Raw genomic sequence first — 17,493 nt, forward strand, 5'->3', positions numbered from 1 at the left:
GCCCCGGCAAGCGCTGCAGCGCTTCTTTTTTCGTTTAGCAGGAGACCCGCGTGACCTCACCCGTGCTCGACGTCAACCCTCCGGTGCAGCGCGCCATCGACGACGCGATCGCCGACGGCCGCGAGATCGGCGTGCAGGTGGCCGCCTACCATCGCGGCCGGCTGGTGGTCGATGCGTGGGGCGGCCTGGCCGATCCGGCGAGCGGACGCCCGGTCGACGGCGAGACGCTCTTCAACGTCTACTCGGTGACCAAGGCCGTCGCCGCGACGGCGGTGCACATGCTGGTCGATCGCGGCCGCCTCGACTACGATGCGCCCGTCGCGACCTGGTGGCCCGAGTACGCCGCGCATGGCAAAGGCGGGACCACGCTGCGCGACGTGCTCACGCATCGCGCCGGCATTCCGCAGATGCCGCAGGGCATGACGCCGGCGCGCCTGTGCGATTGGGCCTGGATGACCCGCGCGATCGCGGACCTCGAGCCGCTGGCGGAGCCCGGCACGAAGACCCTGTACCTGTCGATGACCTTCGGATGGATCCTCGGCGAGCTGGTGCGCCGCGCCGACCCGGACCATCGCTCGCTGGGCCGCTTCGTGCGCGAGGAGATCGCCGAGCCGCTCGGCGCGCCGGACCTCTGGATCGGCATCCCCGACGAGGCCGAGCCGCGCATCGCGCGGCAGATCGACGCGATGCGGCCGCTGCCGGCCGAGCACCTGCCGCCGCTCTATCTCGCCTCCATGCCACCCGAGGTCGCGCTCGGACCGGCGGTGTTCGAGCGGCCCGAGGTGCGCCGTGCCGAGGTGGCCGGCGTCGGCGGCATCTTCACCGCACGCAGCGAAGCGCGCTTCTGGGCCATGCTGGCCGGCGGCGGCGAGCTCGACGGCGTGCGCCTGCTCTCGCAAGGCCTGGCGGCCACGCTGAACACGCCGCGTGCGCACTGCGACGAGCCCGATCCGGTGATGTTCGGCTTCCCGCTCCCGATCACGATCGGGGGCTACTGGTTCGGCGGCGAACATCCGCCGGTGTGCTCGGCGAAGAACCCACGCGCCCTTTGCCATCCCGGCCAGGGCGGCTCCATCGGCTGGGCCGATCCCGATGCGCAGCTCGCCGTGGCGATCTGCCACAACCGTCTGTTCAACCCGGCCACGCGCGAGGAAGACGCGATTCTGACGATCGCCGAGGCCGTGCGCGCTGCGTTGAAACTCTGAGGGAGGAAGCCTTGCGCTGGGACGGCCCCTCGCTGATCGCGACGCGCGCGATCAGCGGTTCAATGGGCGGCTGACCAGGACTCGCTCATTCCGCGCCGCCAGACGAGTCCGTGCGTCGAGGGTCGCGTTGCCGCAACTTCCGGTCGGGACGATAGGTGTCGCGGTGAGAGAAGTATTCGAGGACGAGCCCTGCCACCACGATGGCGGCGATGCAAAGAAGGACGAGGACGGGAGACATGGCGGGCATCGAGTAGCCCGTTTGTTGTACATGCGGCAAGCGCGGACCGCGCCGTCACATTAGGCGAGTGGGGGCATGATCGGCCACTCGGATGCGACTTTTTTCACGGCTCCTGCCACCAATCCTCGGAGGGGCGCCAGGAAGCCGCTGTCGAGCTCATCCGGCTCGGCATTCGGGACGTCGCGCGCATGTCGCCAATCTTCAAGACGTGCGCGGCACGTCCGCCCAACATGGGAGCGCCCTCGAGACCCTCCATGCCGTCCTTCTCCGCCAACATCCTTGTCAAGGCCAGCGACGTCGTCACGCCGTCCGCGCGGCAAGGCTATGTCGACGCCTTTCGAGGCCTCCTCATCGCCCACATGGCACTGGACCACGCCTCGCTGATGTTCAACGCCGGCCGGGCCGGCGAGGAGCTGGCCGCGGGCGCGGCGCCTGCATCCGGCGACCTGCTGCAGTTCCTGACGCGCTTCACGGGTGTGCCGGTCGCACCGGCCTTCTTCTTCATGGCCGGCTTCATGGTGGCGCTGACCAGCGCTTCGCGCGAGCAGCGCGGCCTTCCACATGCCGAGGTGACTCGACGGCTGATCCTGCGCGGCCTGGTCCTGATCGCCGTGGACGCACTCGTCATGGGCCTGCCGCGCGCCGCCATGGGCTTCTATTCGTTCGTGGTACTCAGCTCGATCGGCGCAGCCATCATCCTCCTCGCACTCGTGCGCGACGCGCCGGGCAAGGTGCTGCTGGGGGCGGCGATCGCCATGCTGGCGCTGCATCCGCTGCTCGATGTGTCGATGCTGCCGCTGCCCTTGCGGGCGGTGCTCTACGAGCCGGTTCGAAGCGGGGCGTTTCGTTCACTCTACCCGGTGGTCCCGTGGACCGCGATCGCCGTCGTGGGCTTCGTCGTCGGGCGCGACGCGCTGCAGCGCCGTGAGCCGGCAAGGTTCTGGCTGGGGCTGGCCGGCGCCTGCCTGGCGCTGTTCTTGGCAATCCGGCTGAATGGCGGCTACGGCAATGCCTACGCGTACACGAAGGTCGACAGCCTGGCGTTCTGGACCTTCGCCAAGTACCCGCCGGACCTGCCCTTTCTCGCCTGGTCTTTCGCCGCCATCTTCGCGGGCCTGGCTGTGCTGTGGTGGGCGACGCGCAGCGGCATGCCCCTTTGGCTTCGCCCGTTCGTGATCTTCGGCCGGGTGCCGTTCTTCTTCTATGTCGTTCACTTCTACGTTCTGGGCATCGCCGCAGCTGCCGTGCACACGAAGTGGGGACTAGCACCCACCTATCTGATCTGGCTGTTGCTGCTGGTCCTCATGCTCTGGCCTTGTGCCTGGTACTACCGCAAGAAGCGGGACCGGCCGAACTGGGTCACACGCTACTTCTGATGCCCCGGCGGGCGGCCTACGGTGCCCGCAGGCAGGGCCTGCCTCACTTGAACAGGAGTTCACCGAACTTCGCTGCAGCCTCACGCGTGCTTTACCTCTGGCCTGCAGGATTGGGGCTCCTGAACACAATGCTCGAAGGAGCTGCCATGAAGAAGATGTTTTTCGCGTTCGGCGCTGCAGCCGCGGTCGCCTTGGCCACGTTGAGCGGTGCGGCACAGGCGCAGCCGCACCACGGAGAAAGGGGTTATCGCCCCCACGTCGTCGTTGTTCCGCCGCCTCCGCCGCGCCACATCATGAGGCATGGCTACCACCCGCGTCATGACGACCGGGCTTACTACCGTCATGCGCACAGAGACAGCGACCGTGATGGCGTGCCCAACCGCTACGACCGCCGTCCGCACAACCCGTATCGATACTGAGCACACGTGGCTCCCGCGCACCCCCTCGCCAGCGACACCCTGGCGTGGGGGTTTTTGTTCGTTCGAAGGCCTGCCGCACCGGTCAACGGGGTTTATCGGGTCGCCGGCCCTCAGCTACGTAACGTGTTGTTTCACGATAAGGCGCGCCGCCAAGCTAATGCCGAGCTTTCTCATGGAGCACTGACGGAGCGCCGCGGGTCCAGCCGGGTGGAGCGCCTGCAGGAGTCGAGCCGCGCGTTAGGTCGCGCACTCTACTTTCCGCATACCCCCGCACGCAAAATGCTGCACTGCACCATGGATACGCTCTCAGACAGTCTCTTGCTGGGCCTCGACGATCTCGTTGCGGACGTTAGCCATGCGCGGCGCAGGGAAGACCTCGGGCGCCTGGCGCTCCTTTGCTATTGCGACCTGCGGCCGTGGGCTCGCTGTGCGAGAGAAGAGCGCCTGGCTGAACTCACCTGGGCGCTGAACACACGTGCCCCGCCCGGGAGTCGGGCATTGTTTCTGCAACGAATCGACATCGTTATCCAGGAGCTCGAAGCCATCTGTCGCCGCTCCGGACGGACAGCAACGGCCGAATTGCTGCTGGCTGCGCGGCGACGCTGACCACAGGTTCCGACTCCGACCCTCATCTGACGACTTTGGGATTCACGTCGGGCAACACGCTCGAGGGCGCAACCAAGCTCCCGCAGCCAAATCACGAGAAATGCGAGCTTTCAGCGTAGGACCGAACCGCAATTTGACGGCCTGCCTGCACCGCACGCCATAGGATTGCGCTCAAGTCCACATGAGCACCCGAAGGAGTTCGGCCCATGAATCAGCGCAGCGATGACACCGCAAGGGTCCCCCAAGATCTGGATGCCTATGCATTGCGGCCTCGCGCCTCTGCCGGCGGGGCGACGCTCGCATCCTCGCTCGCGAACTTCTTTCGCAAGAATGATCGCGCGACCCCTTCTTCTTCTTCGGCCGCCGAAGTTGAATTCGCGAGCGAAGCGGAAGCGCGAGAGGCGGCCGTGCAAGCGACGCTGTTCAGGCACTGGAACGCTATCAAGGCCGAAGGCATCTCCGCATCCCAGTTCATCGCATTCCTGCAGCCGCTCGCCGACCTGGACGGGATCATGGTCTCGTACATCTCCAGCGATGAGGACGGCGGCGAATGCCTGTACACGCCTCGCCTAAACGAGGCCGGGCCGAATAGCAAGGTCGAGGCGCTTTACCGATAGGTCGGTTGCTCGCGCCAGGCGTCGTCGGCGCGCCGCCGGCTGCTTAGCAAAGCGGACAACGCAGCACCCCCGACCGCGGCGATCAACACCGCACACATCGGCTGCCGGATCACATAGCCGCGCACTACATCGAGCGAGTGCTCCACCTGACTTTTGAGTCGCGCTGTGCCCGGAGGTACCGATGCTGCGGGCAGCGTTTTCGCTATCACCTGCGCGTCGTCGACCACGGCGCTGGCTTCATCCGCGACGGTCGGGGTCAGTTCATCGAGGTCGTTTGGCATCATCTTCAAGGTCCCTTCGTCGCTGGCGTGCAATCTGTTGCGGGGAAGAAATCCTCTCAGACCTCGCGCCTCTCCTTGTCAGAACGGGACGATGCGCGACGTAAGAGCAACGCGGTGCCGCTTGCCAACTTGACTCGCGACGGACAGCCCTGACGATTGCAGGGTAAAAATCGATGGGATGCATCAAGTCCATTGCCCTTTGCCGCGTTTCTCTCGTCTCGCCCTGATGTCGCTCGCGCTCGCCCTGCTGGGAGGCTGCGCCTCTGCGCCATCTAACGCGCCCTTGCAGCCATCGCCGCCGACCGCGAGCCCCCCAGCAGTCACAACGCCCCCCGCGCCCGCGCCACCAGGCGAAGCGGAGCTGCAACCGGGCTTCGCACAGTGGTTGGCCGACTTCCGCGCCAGCGCGCGCGCAAGAGGCATCAGCGAGGCAACGCTGCGCAGTGCCTTCGAGAACGTCCAGTACCTCCCCCGCATCATCGAGCTGGACCGTGCGCAGCCCGAGCTCACGCGCACGGTCTGGGACTACCTCGAGAACGCTGTGACGCCCCAACGCGTGGCGGCAGGCCAGGACAAGCTCCTGCAGTTGCGCAACGAGACCGAAGCGGCGGCGTCGCGCTACGGCGTGCCGCCCGGCATCCTGGTCGCGATCTGGGGCATGGAGAGCAACTACGGCAGCAACTACGGCAACACCCCGACCGTCGACGCACTCGCGACGCTCGGCTTCGAGGGGCGTCGCGGCGACTGGGCGCGCGCCGAGCTGCTCGCGGCCCTGAAGATCCTCGACAACGGCGACATCGCGCGCGAACGCATGATCGGCTCCTGGGCGGGCGCCATGGGCCAGACCCAGTTCCTGCCGTCGAACTTCCTGGCCTACGCGGTGGATGCCGATGGCGATGGCCGGCGCGACATCTGGGGCAGCATGGCGGACGTCATGGCCTCGACCGCGAACTTCCTGTCGCGCGCGGGCTGGCAAGCGGGCAAGCCCTGGGGCGTCGAAGTCCGCCTGCCGCCCGGCTTCGACTTCGGCCGCGCCGACACGGCCGTGCGCCAGTCCACCGCTCAATGGGCCGCCGAGGGGCTGCGTGCGGTGGAGGGCCAGCAGCTGCCGGACTTCGACGACGGCACCATCCTGCTGCCCGCCGGCGCCCGCGGGCCCGCCTTCCTGGTCGGGCCGAACTTCCGCGCCATCCTGCGCTACAACAACTCGACCAGCTACGCCCTGGCCGTCGGCCTGCTGGCGCAGCGCCTGCGTGGCGGCTCCGGCGTGCAGGCGTCCTGGCCGCGCGATCTGGTCGCGCTCACGCGCAGCCAGTTGCTCGAACTCCAGAGCGCGCTCAACCAGCGCGGCTTTGCCAGCGGCACGCCCGACGGCGTGATGGGCCCGGCCACGCGTGACGGGTTGCGCCGCTATCAGCGCAGTGTCGGGCTGCCTGCGGATGGCTATCCGAGCGTGGAGCTGCTTCAGCGGCTACAGCAGCCTTAGCGAAGCACGCTTCTCGCTTTTCGCAGCGCCAAGAAGGGCCCGCCGGCGCTGCCCGCGGCGCTGGGAACAGGACGATCCCCTGCTCCATCCAATGGACACAGGCTGCCGATTCGCCATCTGCTGCGGGCGTCATGCAGCCCAGTCCCCGTCGAGGAGCTGTGCATGATTCACGTCACGTTGTCGAACCCCAGTCGCTCTCGCAGCCGCTGCAGCGCTGACCGTTGCATGCGGCGGCGGCGGTGGAGGTGGGGGAGGCGCGAGCGGCTCGGCCGCCAACCAGGCCGCACTCATCGCGCAGGGCCAGAAGATCTTCCGTTTCGACACCTTCGGCGACGAAGCCCGATGGACCGACACGCTTCGGATGCATGAGGTCATCAGCACCGCGGTCAGCCCCGCGGCAGCGCTGGCGGTCGGGCTGAAGGTGGACGCCGAGGCGCTGCCGCCGTCCGTGGTGGCAGGCATCCAGGATGGCAGCGTCGATCTCGCGAGCCCCGCCACCACCGTTGCCTTGCTGAAGCTCGACGCCGTGGTCGGCCTCAAGGGGACCGTGGAGACCGTCAACGGCAAGGATGCGCTGACCCGCGTCGGCATCACCTGCGCGCTCTGCCACTCGACGGTCGACAACTCCTTCGCGCCGGGCATCGGCAAGCGGCTCGATGGCTGGGCCAATCGGGACCTGAACCCCGGCGCCATCATCGCGCTCTCCCCTGCGCTGGACGCTGCCAGGAAGGCCGTCTATCTCTCCTGGGGCAAGGGCAAGTACGACCCGCGCTTCAACATCGATGGTCTCAACAAGCCGGTGGTCATCCCGCCGGCCTACGGCCTGGAGGGCATTCACAGCGTGACTTTCACCGGCGATGGCGCCGAGATCGCCTACTGGAACCGCTATGTCGCCGTGACCCAGATGGGCGGCCAGGGCAGCTTTTCCGATCCGCGCCTGAACCTGAACATCACCAATGGCACCGTGGACCTCGTCACGAGCAAGCTGGCTGCGTTGCAGGCGTACCAGCTGTCATTGAAAGCCCCTGCCGCGCCCGCGGGCAGCTTCGACCCCGCTGCAGCCGCGCGCGGCAAGATGGTCTTCGACGGCGCGGGAAAGTGCGTGACCTGCCACAGCGGTGCCCTCCTCACGGACGCCAATTCGACGCTGCATCCGCCCGCCGACTCGATGGCGGAGCCGGAAACGCCGAGCTACGCCTCCCGCTCGGCGACCAGGATGTACCGCAGCTCACCGCTGCGAGGCGCCTGGCAGCACGCGCCCTACTTCCACGACGGATCCGCCGCCACGCTCGAAGCGGTCGCTGCGACCTACAACACCCGGCGATCGCTGGGTCTCACCCCGCAGGAGATTGCAGATCTCGCCCAGTACCTGAAGTCGCAGTGAACGCGGCTCTTATCGCAGCGCCTGCCTCGCAGCGGCGATGAACGGCTCGATGAACGGACTGTCCACGTCGTGGCGCCGGGAGACCGCGACGTCGAAGCCTTCGCTGACGCCCGTCAGCCTGCGCACGACGACACCTGGAGGCAGGCCCGCGGCAGCGCACGCGGGAACCACGGCGCAGCCTTCGCCGGCGAGCACCAGCGCCAGCGCAGCATGCACCGTTTCCACGCGCTCGACCACCTGAACCGTCACCTGATGCCGCCGAAACAGCGCGGCCACCATCGAGGTGTCCACGTCCTCCCTGAGCGAAGGCAGGGCAATCATCTTCTGGCCCTGAAGCCGCGCCATCGGGACCGAGGCGAGACGGGCGAGCGGCGAGCGTGACGGCACGGCGAGTCGCAGCGGTTGCGTGCCGACAATGGTGTTGGCCACTTCTGCGCGCTGGATCGCCGGCATGCACAAGCCGACGGTCACCTTGTGCTGCATGACCTGCGCTTCGCAAGTGGCGGCACTCATCTCGACGAACTGCAGTTCGACGTCCGGCAAGCTGCGATGAAGAAGCGGGACGAGCTTGGGCAGGATGGCGTAGCCCAAGGAGAACATGTAGCCCACCGTGAGCCGGCCGCGCCGTCCGGACCCGACCGCGCGAGCGGCCTCGAAGCCTTCGTGCGCCAGGGCCAGGGCTTCGCGCGCGCGGGCGAACAGGGCACTGCCTGCGTCGGTGAGCCGCATTCCCGTCGATTCGCGCAGGAACAGCGGCGTCCCGACCTGGGCCTCGAGGTTGCGAATCTGGACGGACAAGGGCGGCTGCGCCATGTGCAGCCGCTGGGCGGCCTTGCCGACGCTGCGGGCCTCCGCCACGGCGACGAAGTAACGCAAGCTCTTGAGGTCCATGCTCATACGATTCCGATATGAGCGGATTGTGAACGAGTATTGGACCGGCAAGCAGGTCGTTGGCACTCTTGGTCCTGTCGCCGGCTGAAGTGGCCGGCATCTGACCGAGGGATGCTGGATGACCGAGGAACTTTGCTTCTGGACCGCCGTGCGGCTTCGCGAAGCGATCGCGCGCCGTGAAGTCTCGCCCGTGGAACTGACCCGCGCCGTGCTGGACCGCGCCGCGCGGCTGCAGCCGAAGCTCAATTGCTTCATCACGCTCTGCGCGGACGAGGCCATGCGCGACGCCAAGGCTGCGGAGCAGGCCGTCATGCGCGGCGAAGCCACGGGGCTGCTCCACGGCATTCCCTATGCCTGCAAGGACCTGGTCAACACCCAGGGCGTGAAGACCACCTTCGGTTCGCTGCTGTTCGCCGACAACGTCCCTGCCGAGGACGCGGCGGCCATCGCCCGCCTGCGCCGACAGGGTGCCATCCTCATCGGGAAAACGACGACCTCGGAGTTCGGCTCGAAGTGCCTGACCGATGCGCCTTTGTTCGGGCGCACGCGCAATGCATGGCACCCGGATCGCACCAGCGGCGGCTCGAGTGGCGGTGCAGCCGTGGCGGTGGCGGCAGGGCTCGCACCGATCGGCATCGCCACGGATGGCGGAGGCTCCACGCGGATCCCGGCGGCCTGCAATGGCGTCGTGGGCCTGAAGCAGTCGATCGGCCTGGTGCCGCATTCGCAGGCGGAAGACGTCATCGGCAATCTCACCTACGTCACGCCCATCTCGCGCACGGTCGCCGACACCGCGCTCATGCTCCAGGCGATGGCGGGCGAGGATGACTGCGACCCCTGGTCTGCCGGCGCCCGGGCTGCGGACTACCTGCAAGCCGTGCAATCGGCGAGGAACCTGCGCGGCAAGCGCATCCTCTTCGCGGATGTGCCGCCCGGAAGGCCGATCGCTGCCGACGTTGCGTCCTGCTTTGAGTCTGCCCTGGGACTGTTGCGGGACCTGGGCGCGGAGCTGGCCGAGATGCCGCCAGCGTCGGACTTCGACATCGAGCCGCTTTGGCGCACCATCAATCACACGGTGTGGAAGGCACGCTTCGGCAAGATGGCCGAGGAGCAGCCGGATCGGATGAGCCCCTCGCTGCTGCAGCAGCTCGCGCTCGCGAACGACTACACCGCCGTGGATTACCAGCAAGCGAACTTCGCTCGCACCCGGCTCTTCCGGCATGTGCAGGCGCTGCTGCGTGACCACGATTTCATCGTGGTCCCCACGCTTGCGCGCACCGCCCTGCCGATCGACCAGGACCTGTTCGGCAAGCTCGAGATCGACGGGCGGCTCTTCGACGAGGTGCGCTCCAACTGGTTCCCCTGGACCATGCCCTTCAATCTGACGGGCCACCCCGCGATCACCATCCCCTGCGGCTTCGGGCGCGACGGACTCCCGATCGGGCTGCAGTTGGTGGGGCGCCTGCGCCAGGAGTCGGACCTTCTTGCCGCGGCGGCGGTGTTCGAAGCTGCCAGCAATCTTTTGGGCCGTTGGCCGGATCTAGAGGTGCAGTCATGAATGTGTTGCAGTATTTCCGTTCCTCCTTGTGGGTCGCAGGCTTTGCGGCGCTTGCAGTCGCCTCGGCGCCGGCGCACGCGCAGGCGCAAGTGCCGGCCGGAGGCGCCCATCCGCTGCGCCTCGTCGTCGGGTTTCCCCCCGGCGGCGCGCTGGACACGCTGGCGCGGGCGCTCGCCGAGCAACTGCGCATCGGTGGCGAGGAACAGGTGATCGTGGACAACCGGCCCGGCGCCGCCACGCGGATTTCCATCGAGTATGTGAAGCGCGCCGCGCCCGATGGCAGGACCGTGCTCCTGTCTTCCAACGCGCCGTTGGTCATCTTCCCGATGACCTACAGGCAGCTTGCCTACGACGTCGACCGCGACTTCGTCCCCGTGGCCCATCTCGCCGAGGTTCCCACGGTGATTTCCACCGGCGCGGACCGGCCATACAAGACCTTGAAGGACTATGTGGGTTGGGTGCGCGCCAACCCGTCGCAGGCGAGCGTGGGACTCACCAACCTGGGCGGGACACTGCACTTCGCCGTCCTCGGCATGGCCAAGACCGTGGGCGTTCCGCTGACGCCCGTGGCCTACAAGGGTGGCGCGCCGCTCGTGACGGACCTGGTCGGCGGGCACGTTCCCCTGAGCGCGGATGCCCTGGCCAGCCAGATGGAACTGCATCGCGGCGGCAAGGTGCGCATCCTGGCTGTCTCCGGCACGCGCCGCAACGCGTCCCTGCCCGATGTTCCGACCGCGCGCGAGGCCGGCATCGATGCCTTCGACCATGCGAACGCCTCCTACAGCGCCTTCGTTCCCGCAGGCACGCCTGCAGCGGTCGTGCAGCGCCTGGAGCGGGCCTTCGTGGCCGCCATGCAGCAGCCGCAGGTCAGGAGCGCGATGACACGCGCAGGCCTGGAGGCCACGGGCCTGCCCGGCGCCGCAGTGAAACGCCTGCTGAGCGAGGAGCGTGACTTCTGGCGTCCCCTGGTGCAGGCCTCGGGATTCCGCAGCGAGGAGTGACGGCGCAACGCGCGCCGTTCAACCAAAGGAGATTTCCATGCGCAAAGCGATCCGGAAGACTTCTGCATGCACGCATCGCCGTGCAGCAATTCGGGCCGTGGCCCTGCTCCTTGCGGCGTATGTGGTGCCGCTGGGACAGGCGGCCGCCGCAGGCTACCCCGAGCGCCCGGTGACGATTGTCTCCGCGTTCCCCGCCGGCGGCATCGTGGACGTCATCGCGCGGCGGCTCGCGCAGCATTTTTCCGAGCGCTTCAAGCAGAGCTTCATCGTGGACAACCGCGTGGGTGCTGCCGGCAGCATCGGCTATTCGGCCGTGGCCCGTGCGGCCCCCGACGGGTACACGCTGGTCGTGGCCAGCGGCCCCACGACGATGGCGCCGCCCGGCGCGACGGCGCCTTCCTGGCAGCCGCAGACCGCGTTCAGCGCGATCGGGATGATCGGCACCATTCCCCAGGCGATCATCGTGAGCAACGGCTTGCCCGTCCGCTCGCTGCCCGATCTCGTCGGCTACGCCAAGGCACGACCGGGCCAGGTCAACTACGGCTCTGCAGGCGCAGGCACGACGCCCTTCTTCACGATGGAACTGCTCAGGAGCCAGCAGAAGATCGATCTCACGCACGTGCCTTATCGAGGCCAGCCCGAGGTGATGACGGACCTGGTGCGGGGCGAGATCGGCGTCACCGCGATGACCGTGCCCCTGGTCGTCCAACAGGTTCAGTCGGGCAAGATCAAGGCCATCGCCGTCACTTCGAGCACGCGGGTCGCGTCGCTGCCGGACGTGCCCACGGTCGTCGAACAGGGCATGCCCGACCTGGCCATCTCCAACTGGTTCGCCCTGATGGGGCCAGCCAGGCTGCCGCCGGAGGTGGTGGCCACACTCGCCCGTGCGCTGACGGAAGCGCTCGCGGCGCCCGATGTCCAGGCCAGCCTCAAGGACCTGGGGCTGCTCATCCAACCCGCGCCGCCCGCCGAGACACAGGCTTTCGTGCAGGCGGATCTCGCACGCTGGATTGCCATGTCCCGAACGCTCGGCACCGACACGCCTACCCTCAAGGAGACAACGAAGTGAACAACGATATCGCGCAACTTTCATCGCGTGCCAGGCCCGAAGGCATGGATGCCGCCGAGTGGCGGCTGCGCTGCGACCTCGCGGCCTGCTACCAGCTGACGGATCTGCATGGCATGTCGGACCTGGCCTCGACCCACATCTCCGTGATGCTGCCGGGGCCCGAGCATCACTTTCTGGTCAATCCGCTGGGCACCCTCTTCGACGAGATGACGGCATCCGCCCTGATCAAGGTCGACCTCGACGGGCACGTGGTGCAAGGGGACCCGTCGCTGCTCAACCCGGCGGGGTTCATCATCCATAGCGCCGTCCACATGGCGCAGACGGACCTGGTGTGCGTCATGCACAGCCACACCCGTGCGAACAACGCGATCGCGATGCAGGCCATGGGCCTGCGGCCCCTGAGCCAGAAGGCCTGCGTCATGCTGGACTTCCTGGGCTACCACGACTACGAGGGCACGGCGCTCGACGAAGACGAACGCGAACGCCTCGTGCGCGACCTCGGCCCCGAAGGCCGTGTGCTGGTCCTGCGCAACCACGGCGCCCTGACGGTGGGACGCAGCGTCGCGGAGGCCTTCTGCTGGATGCTGCGACTGGAGACGGCGTGCCAGTTCCAGATCGACGGACAAGCCGGCGGAGTGCCGCTGCACGAACTGTCCGAAGCCACCATCCGGCACACCCGCGCCCAAGGCCGCAAGATGCTGGGCCCCGGCGGCTTCATGGAGGTCGGCAAGCTGGAGTGGCCGGGACTGCTGCGCAAGCTGGAGCGTGAGCGCGGGAGCTCCTACCGGACGTGAGCACGAGCCGAGATCACCTGGGACCAAGACAGCCCCACGTGACCTTAGGAGGCCCGCGACCGCTTCATCGTGGGCGACGCCGTCGCCTGGCGCACTCTGGAAACCGAGCGAAAGTATGAACCGTGCCCAAGGACCGGCGTCATCGCACGGTCCTTCGCCTCCAAGGTGGCGGCGCAAGGGATTGGCGCAGCATCGCCAGAAAGGCCGTTGCCCGCGCACTTCGCCCGAAGCGGGTGCCTAGCATGGCGACGACGTCGGCGGCAGGAACCTCCCAGCTCGCAAGCACCCGCTTGAGGCGACCGGCTGCCAGATCGGCAGCGACGTTCCACTCCGACCGCATCGCGACACCCTGCCCTGCCACCGCCCACCCGCACACCACCGCGCCGTCGTTGCTGCACATGGTGGGGCGGATCCTGACGGTCTCCGACTCGCGCGAAGCGTGCAGGAAGCGCCACAGCGTGACGTCCTCGTCGTTCTCTCTCAGCACCAGGCATCGATGCCGCAGCAGGTCGGAAGGCGACTGAATCGGCGCAGCACTGGCGAGATAGTCCGGGCTGGCGCAGAGGATGCGCCGATTCGGCGCCAGCGTCGTGACGATCTGGTTCTGGGCACCAGGCGGTCCGATGTGGACGATGACGTCGCTGCTCTCGACCAGGTGCGCGCCGGGATGGTCGGCAAGGTCCAGGGTGACCGTCACGCCAGGATGCGCTTTTGCAAACGCATCGACCACGGGTGCGACATGCAGCCGGCCGAAGCCGTGCGGGGCGGCTATGCGTAGATGCCCGCTGACGGCCTTCTTGCGATTGGCCAATGCCTCGGACAGCGCCTCCATCGCATCGGCCACGATCGTTCCGTGCGATGCGACCAGATCGCCTTCATCGGTAAGGACCATCCTGCGGCCGGAACGGTCGATCAGCCGGATGCCGATCCGTGCTTCCAATGCTTGCAGGCGCTGGGTGACGGCCGGCGGCGTGACATCCATCTTGCGGGCAGCTTCAGCGAGCGAGGCGGAGCGGGCCAGCACGTTGAAGAAGCGCAGATCCTCGGAGCTGATCATTTAGTGGCGCCTTAACTCTCCATGCAGGTTCGATAAATTGTAGGTTCAATCGATCAGGGGCAACATCCGGTCATCTCATTGGGTCGATGCCGGTTCGCATCCGCATCGGACAAGCACAACTCGGAGCACGACATTGGGCCAGTCCATAGCCATGAAGCAGGCGCAAGCCGAACCGATCGCAACGACGCTGGAGGACCTGGCGACGCCTTGCCTCGTCCTCGACGCTGAGCGGATGGAGCGGAACATCGCACGCCTGAAAGCCAAGCTGGACGGCCGGGCCGTCACGCTGCGTCCCCACCTCAAGACGTGCAAGTCGGTGGACGTCGCGCGGCGCGTCATGACGTCGCCCGAGGCCGAGGCCTTGCGTGAATGTGCCGAGGTCGAGCGCCGCAGCGTGGTCGATGCCGCCACCATCCTGCGCGAGGCGGACTTGCCCTGCCCGGTGGTCAGCGTCGGCTCCACACCGACTGCGCACAACGCCACCGAGTGGTCGCGTTTCGGGGGCTGGCGATGAGCGGCGAGAAGTTCGTGACCGGCATCCTGACGCACCGGGCGCCGACGCCGACAGGTCACTCCACGCAGGCCATTGTCCCGGGCGCCTACGACGCGGTGCTGCTCCCGTTTGCCACGGAACACCTGGAAAGCGCCCTCCAGCTTTCGCAGGAGATGTCCTGGCCCTATCGGCTCGAGGACTGGGCCTTCGCGCTCGAGCTCGGCCAGGGTTTCGTGCTCCGCAACGGCGCCGGTACAGTGATCGCGACCGCGGCCTGGTGGCCCTACGGCGAGGAACACGCATCGGCCGGGATGATCATCGTCGCCAAGGCTGCCCAGGGCCGTGGCCACGGTGCCCGGCTGATGGATGCGCTGCTGGCAGCGGTGCACCCGCGGACCATCACGCTGAACTCGACGGCCGAAGGTCTGGCGCTTTATGAAAGACGCGGCTTTGTCCGCACCGGCGTCATCCGACAGCATCAAGGCGTTCCCGACGAGCGCCATCAGACGCCACCGGCCAACCTGGTCAGGGCGATGGCGCCATCCGATGTCGAGGCGGTCGCGCGTCTGGACCGGCAGGCCACAGGCTGGGCCAGGCGGCAGATGCTGGATCGGCTCATCCGGGCCGGTGACGGCCACGTGCTCGTGCGTGACGGCGAGCCGCGCGGCTATGCCATTTCACGCCTGTTCGGCCGCGGGCACGTCATCGGTCCGGTGGTCGCCGAAAGTGCGGCCGATGCGCGCGCCTTGATCGAAGCCGCGCTCGCACGACTCGGCCAGGTTTTCGTCCGCGTCGACACCGCTGCCACCACGCAGCTCGGGGAGTGGCTCGAAAGCATCGGCCTGCGCCAGGTCGGTGACGCCACCACCATGGTCAAGGGGCCGCACATCCCGCCGGCGGGGCCAGCACGCATGTTCGCGCTGGCCAACCAGTCGTTCAACTAGGAGACATCGCGATGCTGCGCTCGAAGACGCCGGAAACGCCGCTATGAAGCTGACCTCGTATTGGCTGGACACCTCGGAGCCCTTCCGCAGTGCCACTGCAGGACCGGTGCAGGGCAGCTGCGACGTGGCGGTGATCGGCGGCGGCCTGACCGGCTGTTCGGCTGCGCTGGCGCTTGCCAAGAAAGGGGCACGCGTCGTGCTCCTGGAGGCCGAGACCATCGGGCACGCCGCCTCCGGTCGCAACGGCGGCATGTGCAACAACGGCTTTGCCCAGGACTACGGCACGATGTCGGCCAAGCTCGGCAAGGAAGTCGCCGACCGGCTCTATCGGGCCTTCGACGCCGGAGTCGATACGGTCGAGCGCCTGGTGGCGCAAGAGAAGATCGACTGCAGCTTCGCGCGCGTTGGCAAGATCAAGCTGGCGGCCAAGCCCGAGCACTACGACAAGCTGGCGCGCAGCCAGGAATTGCTGGCCGCCAATGTCGATCCCGACACGGAGATGGTGAGCCGTGCAGACCTGGCCGGCGAGGTGGGGTCGGAGCGCTATCACGGCGGGCTGATCTACCGCAAGAGCGCCGGCATGCATGTCGGGCGCTTCGTCCGCGGCCTGGCAGAGGCGGCGGCGCGGCGCGGCGTCGAAATGCACGAGCAAACGCCGATGACGGGCCTGCGACCCGCGCCCGGCGGATGCCACCAGATCGAGACGCCGATGGGCCGGCTCAACGCCAAGCAGGTTTTGCTGGCGAGCGGAACCTCGCAGACGGGGCCGCTGGGTTGGATTCGACGCCGCATCGTGCCGATCGGCGCGTTCCTGATCGTCACCGAGCCACTGCCGACAGAGACGCTCGACCGGCTATTGCCGCGGCGCCGAATGGCGGTCGATACCAAGAATCTCGTCAACTATTTCCGAACGACGCCCGACAACCGGCTGCTCTTCGGTGGACGCGCCCGCTTCGCCGTCTCCAACCCGAGCTCCGACGAGAAGAGCGGCGCGATCCTGCAGGCGGCATTGCACGACGTCTTTCCCGAGCTTCGCCATGTGCGCATCGACTATTGCTGGGGCGGGATGGTCGACATGACGCGTGACCGCCTGCCACGCGCCGGCGAGCGCAACGGCATCTACTACTCGATGGGCTACAGCGGCCACGGCACCCAGATGTCGACCCTGATGGGGACGATCATGGCGGAAGTCGTGGACGGGCGCGCCGAACTCAATCCCTGGAAAGACTTCGACTGGCCGGCGATCCCGGGCCATGTCGGACCACCGTGGTTCCTGCCGCTGGTAGGGGCCTACTACCGGCTCAAGGACAAGCTCGCCTGAAGCCGATCTCGCCGAGAAGGTACGACGCTAGCGTCGCTCATCGCGGTCCGATGACAGCTAGAAGATGGAGAACGAAATCGACTTCGCGACCGCGTCGCGAATATGCCGGATGCGCTCGCGGTTGAGCCGCTCGGCAGCGTCGGCATCGCTGCGCTCGATCGCATCCAGCAACTTCTGGTGTTCCTCGATGGCCGCTTCCAGGCGCCCCGGCAGCAGCGCGGTGCGGCTGCCCGTCAGCCGCAGGCGGTTCTCGATCGCCAGGACATGCTCCGACAAAGTGGCGCTGCGGCAGCACTCCACGAGCGCACGCCGGAAGGCCAGCGCGTGATCGAGGTACACGGCGACGTCGCCTTTCCTGGCGCTCGCGGCCAGTTGCTGCATCAGCTTCTTGAGTCGTTGCAGGTGGTGAATGTCCATGTGGCGCGTGGCGAGCCGTGCGACCAGCCCTTCGAGGACTTCGCGGATGTCCAGCAGCTCGATCACTTCTTCCGGGCGGAGCTGGGTCACCGTGACGCCCACGAAGGGCGTCCGGCGGACCAGGCGCTCCACCTCCAGCTGGCGGATGGCCTCGCGGATCGGCGTCCGGCTCACTTCGAGCTCGGCCGCGAGGTCCTGTTCCGTGAGCTTCGATCCCGGCTTGAGCTCCCCGCTCAGGATCGCGGCGCGGATCCGATCGCAGACCTGCTCGGCCGACAGCGGCTGTGGACCTCGCTTTCGCAATGCGCTGAAATTTTCTGATGTCATGCAACCGTT

At 67.5% G+C, this 17,493-nt stretch carries 18 protein-coding genes; 14 read left to right on the top strand and 4 right to left on the bottom strand.

Annotated features, from left to right (window positions below; translation table 11 throughout):
• The first annotated feature begins 50 nt into the window (after positions 1–50).
• From AC3A6X_RS06575 to AC3A6X_RS06595, 5 genes are all read left to right on the top strand, one after another.
• Positions 51–1,205 (top strand): serine hydrolase domain-containing protein, encoded by a 1,155-nt coding sequence (locus tag AC3A6X_RS06575; RefSeq protein WP_487841414.1) that lies wholly within the window; start codon positions 51–53, stop codon positions 1,203–1,205.
• Positions 1,206–1,697: 492 nt separating this feature from the next.
• Complete coding sequence (locus AC3A6X_RS06580) at positions 1,698–2,819, top strand: acetyltransferase domain-containing protein (protein WP_487841415.1); 1,122 nt, start codon at positions 1,698–1,700, stop codon at positions 2,817–2,819.
• A gap of 146 nt (positions 2,820–2,965) precedes the next feature.
• The gene (locus AC3A6X_RS06585) at positions 2,966–3,238 is read left to right on the top strand and encodes a hypothetical protein (RefSeq protein ID WP_487841416.1); all 273 of its coding nucleotides are present in this window, start codon (positions 2,966–2,968) and stop codon (positions 3,236–3,238) included.
• Between the two features lie 294 nt (positions 3,239–3,532).
• A complete protein-coding gene (locus AC3A6X_RS06590; protein ID WP_487841417.1) occupies positions 3,533–3,844 on the top strand; it encodes a hypothetical protein in 312 nt (103 codons plus the stop codon).
• A gap of 206 nt (positions 3,845–4,050) precedes the next feature.
• Positions 4,051–4,461, top strand: coding sequence for a hypothetical protein (locus AC3A6X_RS06595; protein WP_487841418.1), 411 nt, complete (start codon positions 4,051–4,053; stop codon positions 4,459–4,461).
• Here the strand turns inward: AC3A6X_RS06595 and AC3A6X_RS06600 are convergent.
• Positions 4,452–4,751 carry a hypothetical protein gene (locus AC3A6X_RS06600; RefSeq protein WP_487841419.1) on the bottom strand — a complete coding sequence of 100 codons (300 nt, stop codon included), beginning with the start codon at positions 4,749–4,751 and terminating at the stop codon, positions 4,452–4,454. The two genes, AC3A6X_RS06595 and AC3A6X_RS06600, sit on opposite strands and share 10 nt — an antisense overlap.
• Positions 4,752–4,968: 217 nt before the next feature.
• Here AC3A6X_RS06600 and AC3A6X_RS06605 point away from each other — a divergent pair, with 217 nt between their 5' ends.
• Together AC3A6X_RS06605 and AC3A6X_RS06610 are read left to right on the top strand one after the other, a co-directional pair.
• A complete protein-coding gene (locus AC3A6X_RS06605) occupies positions 4,969–6,228 on the top strand; it encodes a lytic murein transglycosylase (RefSeq protein ID WP_487841420.1) in 1,260 nt (419 codons plus the stop codon).
• A gap of 361 nt (positions 6,229–6,589) precedes the next feature.
• Complete coding sequence (locus tag AC3A6X_RS06610) at positions 6,590–7,612, top strand: c-type cytochrome (RefSeq protein ID WP_487841421.1); 1,023 nt, start codon at positions 6,590–6,592, stop codon at positions 7,610–7,612.
• Positions 7,613–7,621: 9 nt separating this feature from the next.
• On the opposite strand, the gene AC3A6X_RS06615 is transcribed toward AC3A6X_RS06610, so the two are convergent.
• Positions 7,622–8,503 (bottom strand): LysR family transcriptional regulator, encoded by an 882-nt coding sequence (locus AC3A6X_RS06615; protein WP_487841422.1) that lies wholly within the window; start codon positions 8,501–8,503, stop codon positions 7,622–7,624.
• A 118-nt stretch (positions 8,504–8,621) separates the two neighbouring features.
• Between AC3A6X_RS06615 and AC3A6X_RS06620 the strand changes: the two genes are divergently transcribed.
• From AC3A6X_RS06620 to AC3A6X_RS06635, 4 genes are all read left to right on the top strand, one after another.
• Positions 8,622–10,061, top strand: a complete 1,440-nt coding sequence (locus AC3A6X_RS06620; RefSeq protein WP_487841423.1) for an amidase — start codon at positions 8,622–8,624, stop codon at positions 10,059–10,061.
• Complete coding sequence (locus AC3A6X_RS06625) at positions 10,058–11,062, top strand: tripartite tricarboxylate transporter substrate-binding protein (RefSeq protein ID WP_487841424.1); 1,005 nt, start codon at positions 10,058–10,060, stop codon at positions 11,060–11,062. Before AC3A6X_RS06620 ends, AC3A6X_RS06625 begins: the two co-directional genes overlap by 4 nt.
• Positions 11,063–11,159: 97 nt before the next feature.
• The gene (locus AC3A6X_RS06630) at positions 11,160–12,131 is read left to right on the top strand and encodes a Bug family tripartite tricarboxylate transporter substrate binding protein (protein WP_487841425.1); all 972 of its coding nucleotides are present in this window, start codon (positions 11,160–11,162) and stop codon (positions 12,129–12,131) included.
• Positions 12,128–12,925 carry a class II aldolase/adducin family protein gene (locus AC3A6X_RS06635; protein WP_487841426.1) on the top strand — a complete coding sequence of 266 codons (798 nt, stop codon included), beginning with the start codon at positions 12,128–12,130 and terminating at the stop codon, positions 12,923–12,925. Before AC3A6X_RS06630 ends, AC3A6X_RS06635 begins: the two co-directional genes overlap by 4 nt.
• Before the next feature lie 139 nt (positions 12,926–13,064).
• Here AC3A6X_RS06635 and AC3A6X_RS06640 read toward each other — a convergent pair whose 3' ends face one another.
• A complete protein-coding gene (locus tag AC3A6X_RS06640) occupies positions 13,065–13,982 on the bottom strand; it encodes a LysR family transcriptional regulator (protein ID WP_487841427.1) in 918 nt (305 codons plus the stop codon).
• A gap of 151 nt (positions 13,983–14,133) precedes the next feature.
• Between AC3A6X_RS06640 and AC3A6X_RS06645 the strand changes: the two genes are divergently transcribed.
• The 3 genes from AC3A6X_RS06645 to AC3A6X_RS06655 are packed head-to-tail and all read left to right on the top strand — an operon-like array spanning position 14,134 to position 16,740.
• On the top strand, positions 14,134–14,496 hold the full coding sequence (locus AC3A6X_RS06645; RefSeq protein ID WP_487841428.1) for a hypothetical protein: 363 nt from the start codon (positions 14,134–14,136) through the stop codon (positions 14,494–14,496).
• Positions 14,493–15,419: a GNAT family N-acetyltransferase gene (locus tag AC3A6X_RS06650; RefSeq protein WP_487841429.1), complete on the top strand. Its 927-nt coding sequence runs from the start codon at positions 14,493–14,495 to the stop codon at positions 15,417–15,419. Before AC3A6X_RS06645 ends, AC3A6X_RS06650 begins: the two co-directional genes overlap by 4 nt.
• Positions 15,420–15,462: 43 nt before the next feature.
• Positions 15,463–16,740: an NAD(P)/FAD-dependent oxidoreductase gene (locus AC3A6X_RS06655; RefSeq protein WP_487841430.1), complete on the top strand. Its 1,278-nt coding sequence runs from the start codon at positions 15,463–15,465 to the stop codon at positions 16,738–16,740.
• A gap of 57 nt (positions 16,741–16,797) precedes the next feature.
• Here the strand turns inward: AC3A6X_RS06655 and AC3A6X_RS06660 are convergent, their stop codons facing one another.
• Positions 16,798–17,484: a GntR family transcriptional regulator gene (locus tag AC3A6X_RS06660; protein WP_487841431.1), complete on the bottom strand. Its 687-nt coding sequence runs from the start codon at positions 17,482–17,484 to the stop codon at positions 16,798–16,800.
• Positions 17,485–17,493 lie beyond the last annotated feature (9 nt).

The sequence above is a fragment of the Variovorax sp. Soil_C_12 genome, assembly GCF_057657375.1.

Bases quoted from the DNA above. Each gene is read 5' to 3' on its own strand.
- AC3A6X_RS06615 (WP_487841422.1), bottom strand. From the start codon at position 8,503: ATGGACCTCAAGAGCTTGCGTTACTTCGTCGCCGTGGCGGAGGCCCGC.
- AC3A6X_RS06585 (WP_487841416.1), top strand. From the start codon at position 2,966: ATGAAGAAGATGTTTTTCGCGTTCGGCGCTGCAGCCGCGGTCGCCTTG.
- AC3A6X_RS06640 (WP_487841427.1), bottom strand. From the start codon at position 13,982: ATGATCAGCTCCGAGGATCTGCGCTTCTTCAACGTGCTGGCCCGCTCC.
- AC3A6X_RS06650 (WP_487841429.1), top strand. From the start codon at position 14,493: ATGAGCGGCGAGAAGTTCGTGACCGGCATCCTGACGCACCGGGCGCCG.
- AC3A6X_RS06580 (WP_487841415.1), top strand. From the start codon at position 1,698: ATGCCGTCCTTCTCCGCCAACATCCTTGTCAAGGCCAGCGACGTCGTC.
- AC3A6X_RS06620 (WP_487841423.1), top strand. From the start codon at position 8,622: ATGACCGAGGAACTTTGCTTCTGGACCGCCGTGCGGCTTCGCGAAGCG.
- AC3A6X_RS06590 (WP_487841417.1), top strand. From the start codon at position 3,533: ATGGATACGCTCTCAGACAGTCTCTTGCTGGGCCTCGACGATCTCGTT.
- AC3A6X_RS06605 (WP_487841420.1), top strand. From the start codon at position 4,969: ATGTCGCTCGCGCTCGCCCTGCTGGGAGGCTGCGCCTCTGCGCCATCT.
- AC3A6X_RS06625 (WP_487841424.1), top strand. From the start codon at position 10,058: ATGAATGTGTTGCAGTATTTCCGTTCCTCCTTGTGGGTCGCAGGCTTT.
- AC3A6X_RS06655 (WP_487841430.1), top strand. From the start codon at position 15,463: ATGAAGCTGACCTCGTATTGGCTGGACACCTCGGAGCCCTTCCGCAGT.
- AC3A6X_RS06660 (WP_487841431.1), bottom strand. From the start codon at position 17,484: ATGACATCAGAAAATTTCAGCGCATTGCGAAAGCGAGGTCCACAGCCG.
- AC3A6X_RS06595 (WP_487841418.1), top strand. From the start codon at position 4,051: ATGAATCAGCGCAGCGATGACACCGCAAGGGTCCCCCAAGATCTGGAT.
- AC3A6X_RS06645 (WP_487841428.1), top strand. From the start codon at position 14,134: ATGAAGCAGGCGCAAGCCGAACCGATCGCAACGACGCTGGAGGACCTG.
- AC3A6X_RS06610 (WP_487841421.1), top strand. From the start codon at position 6,590: ATGCATGAGGTCATCAGCACCGCGGTCAGCCCCGCGGCAGCGCTGGCG.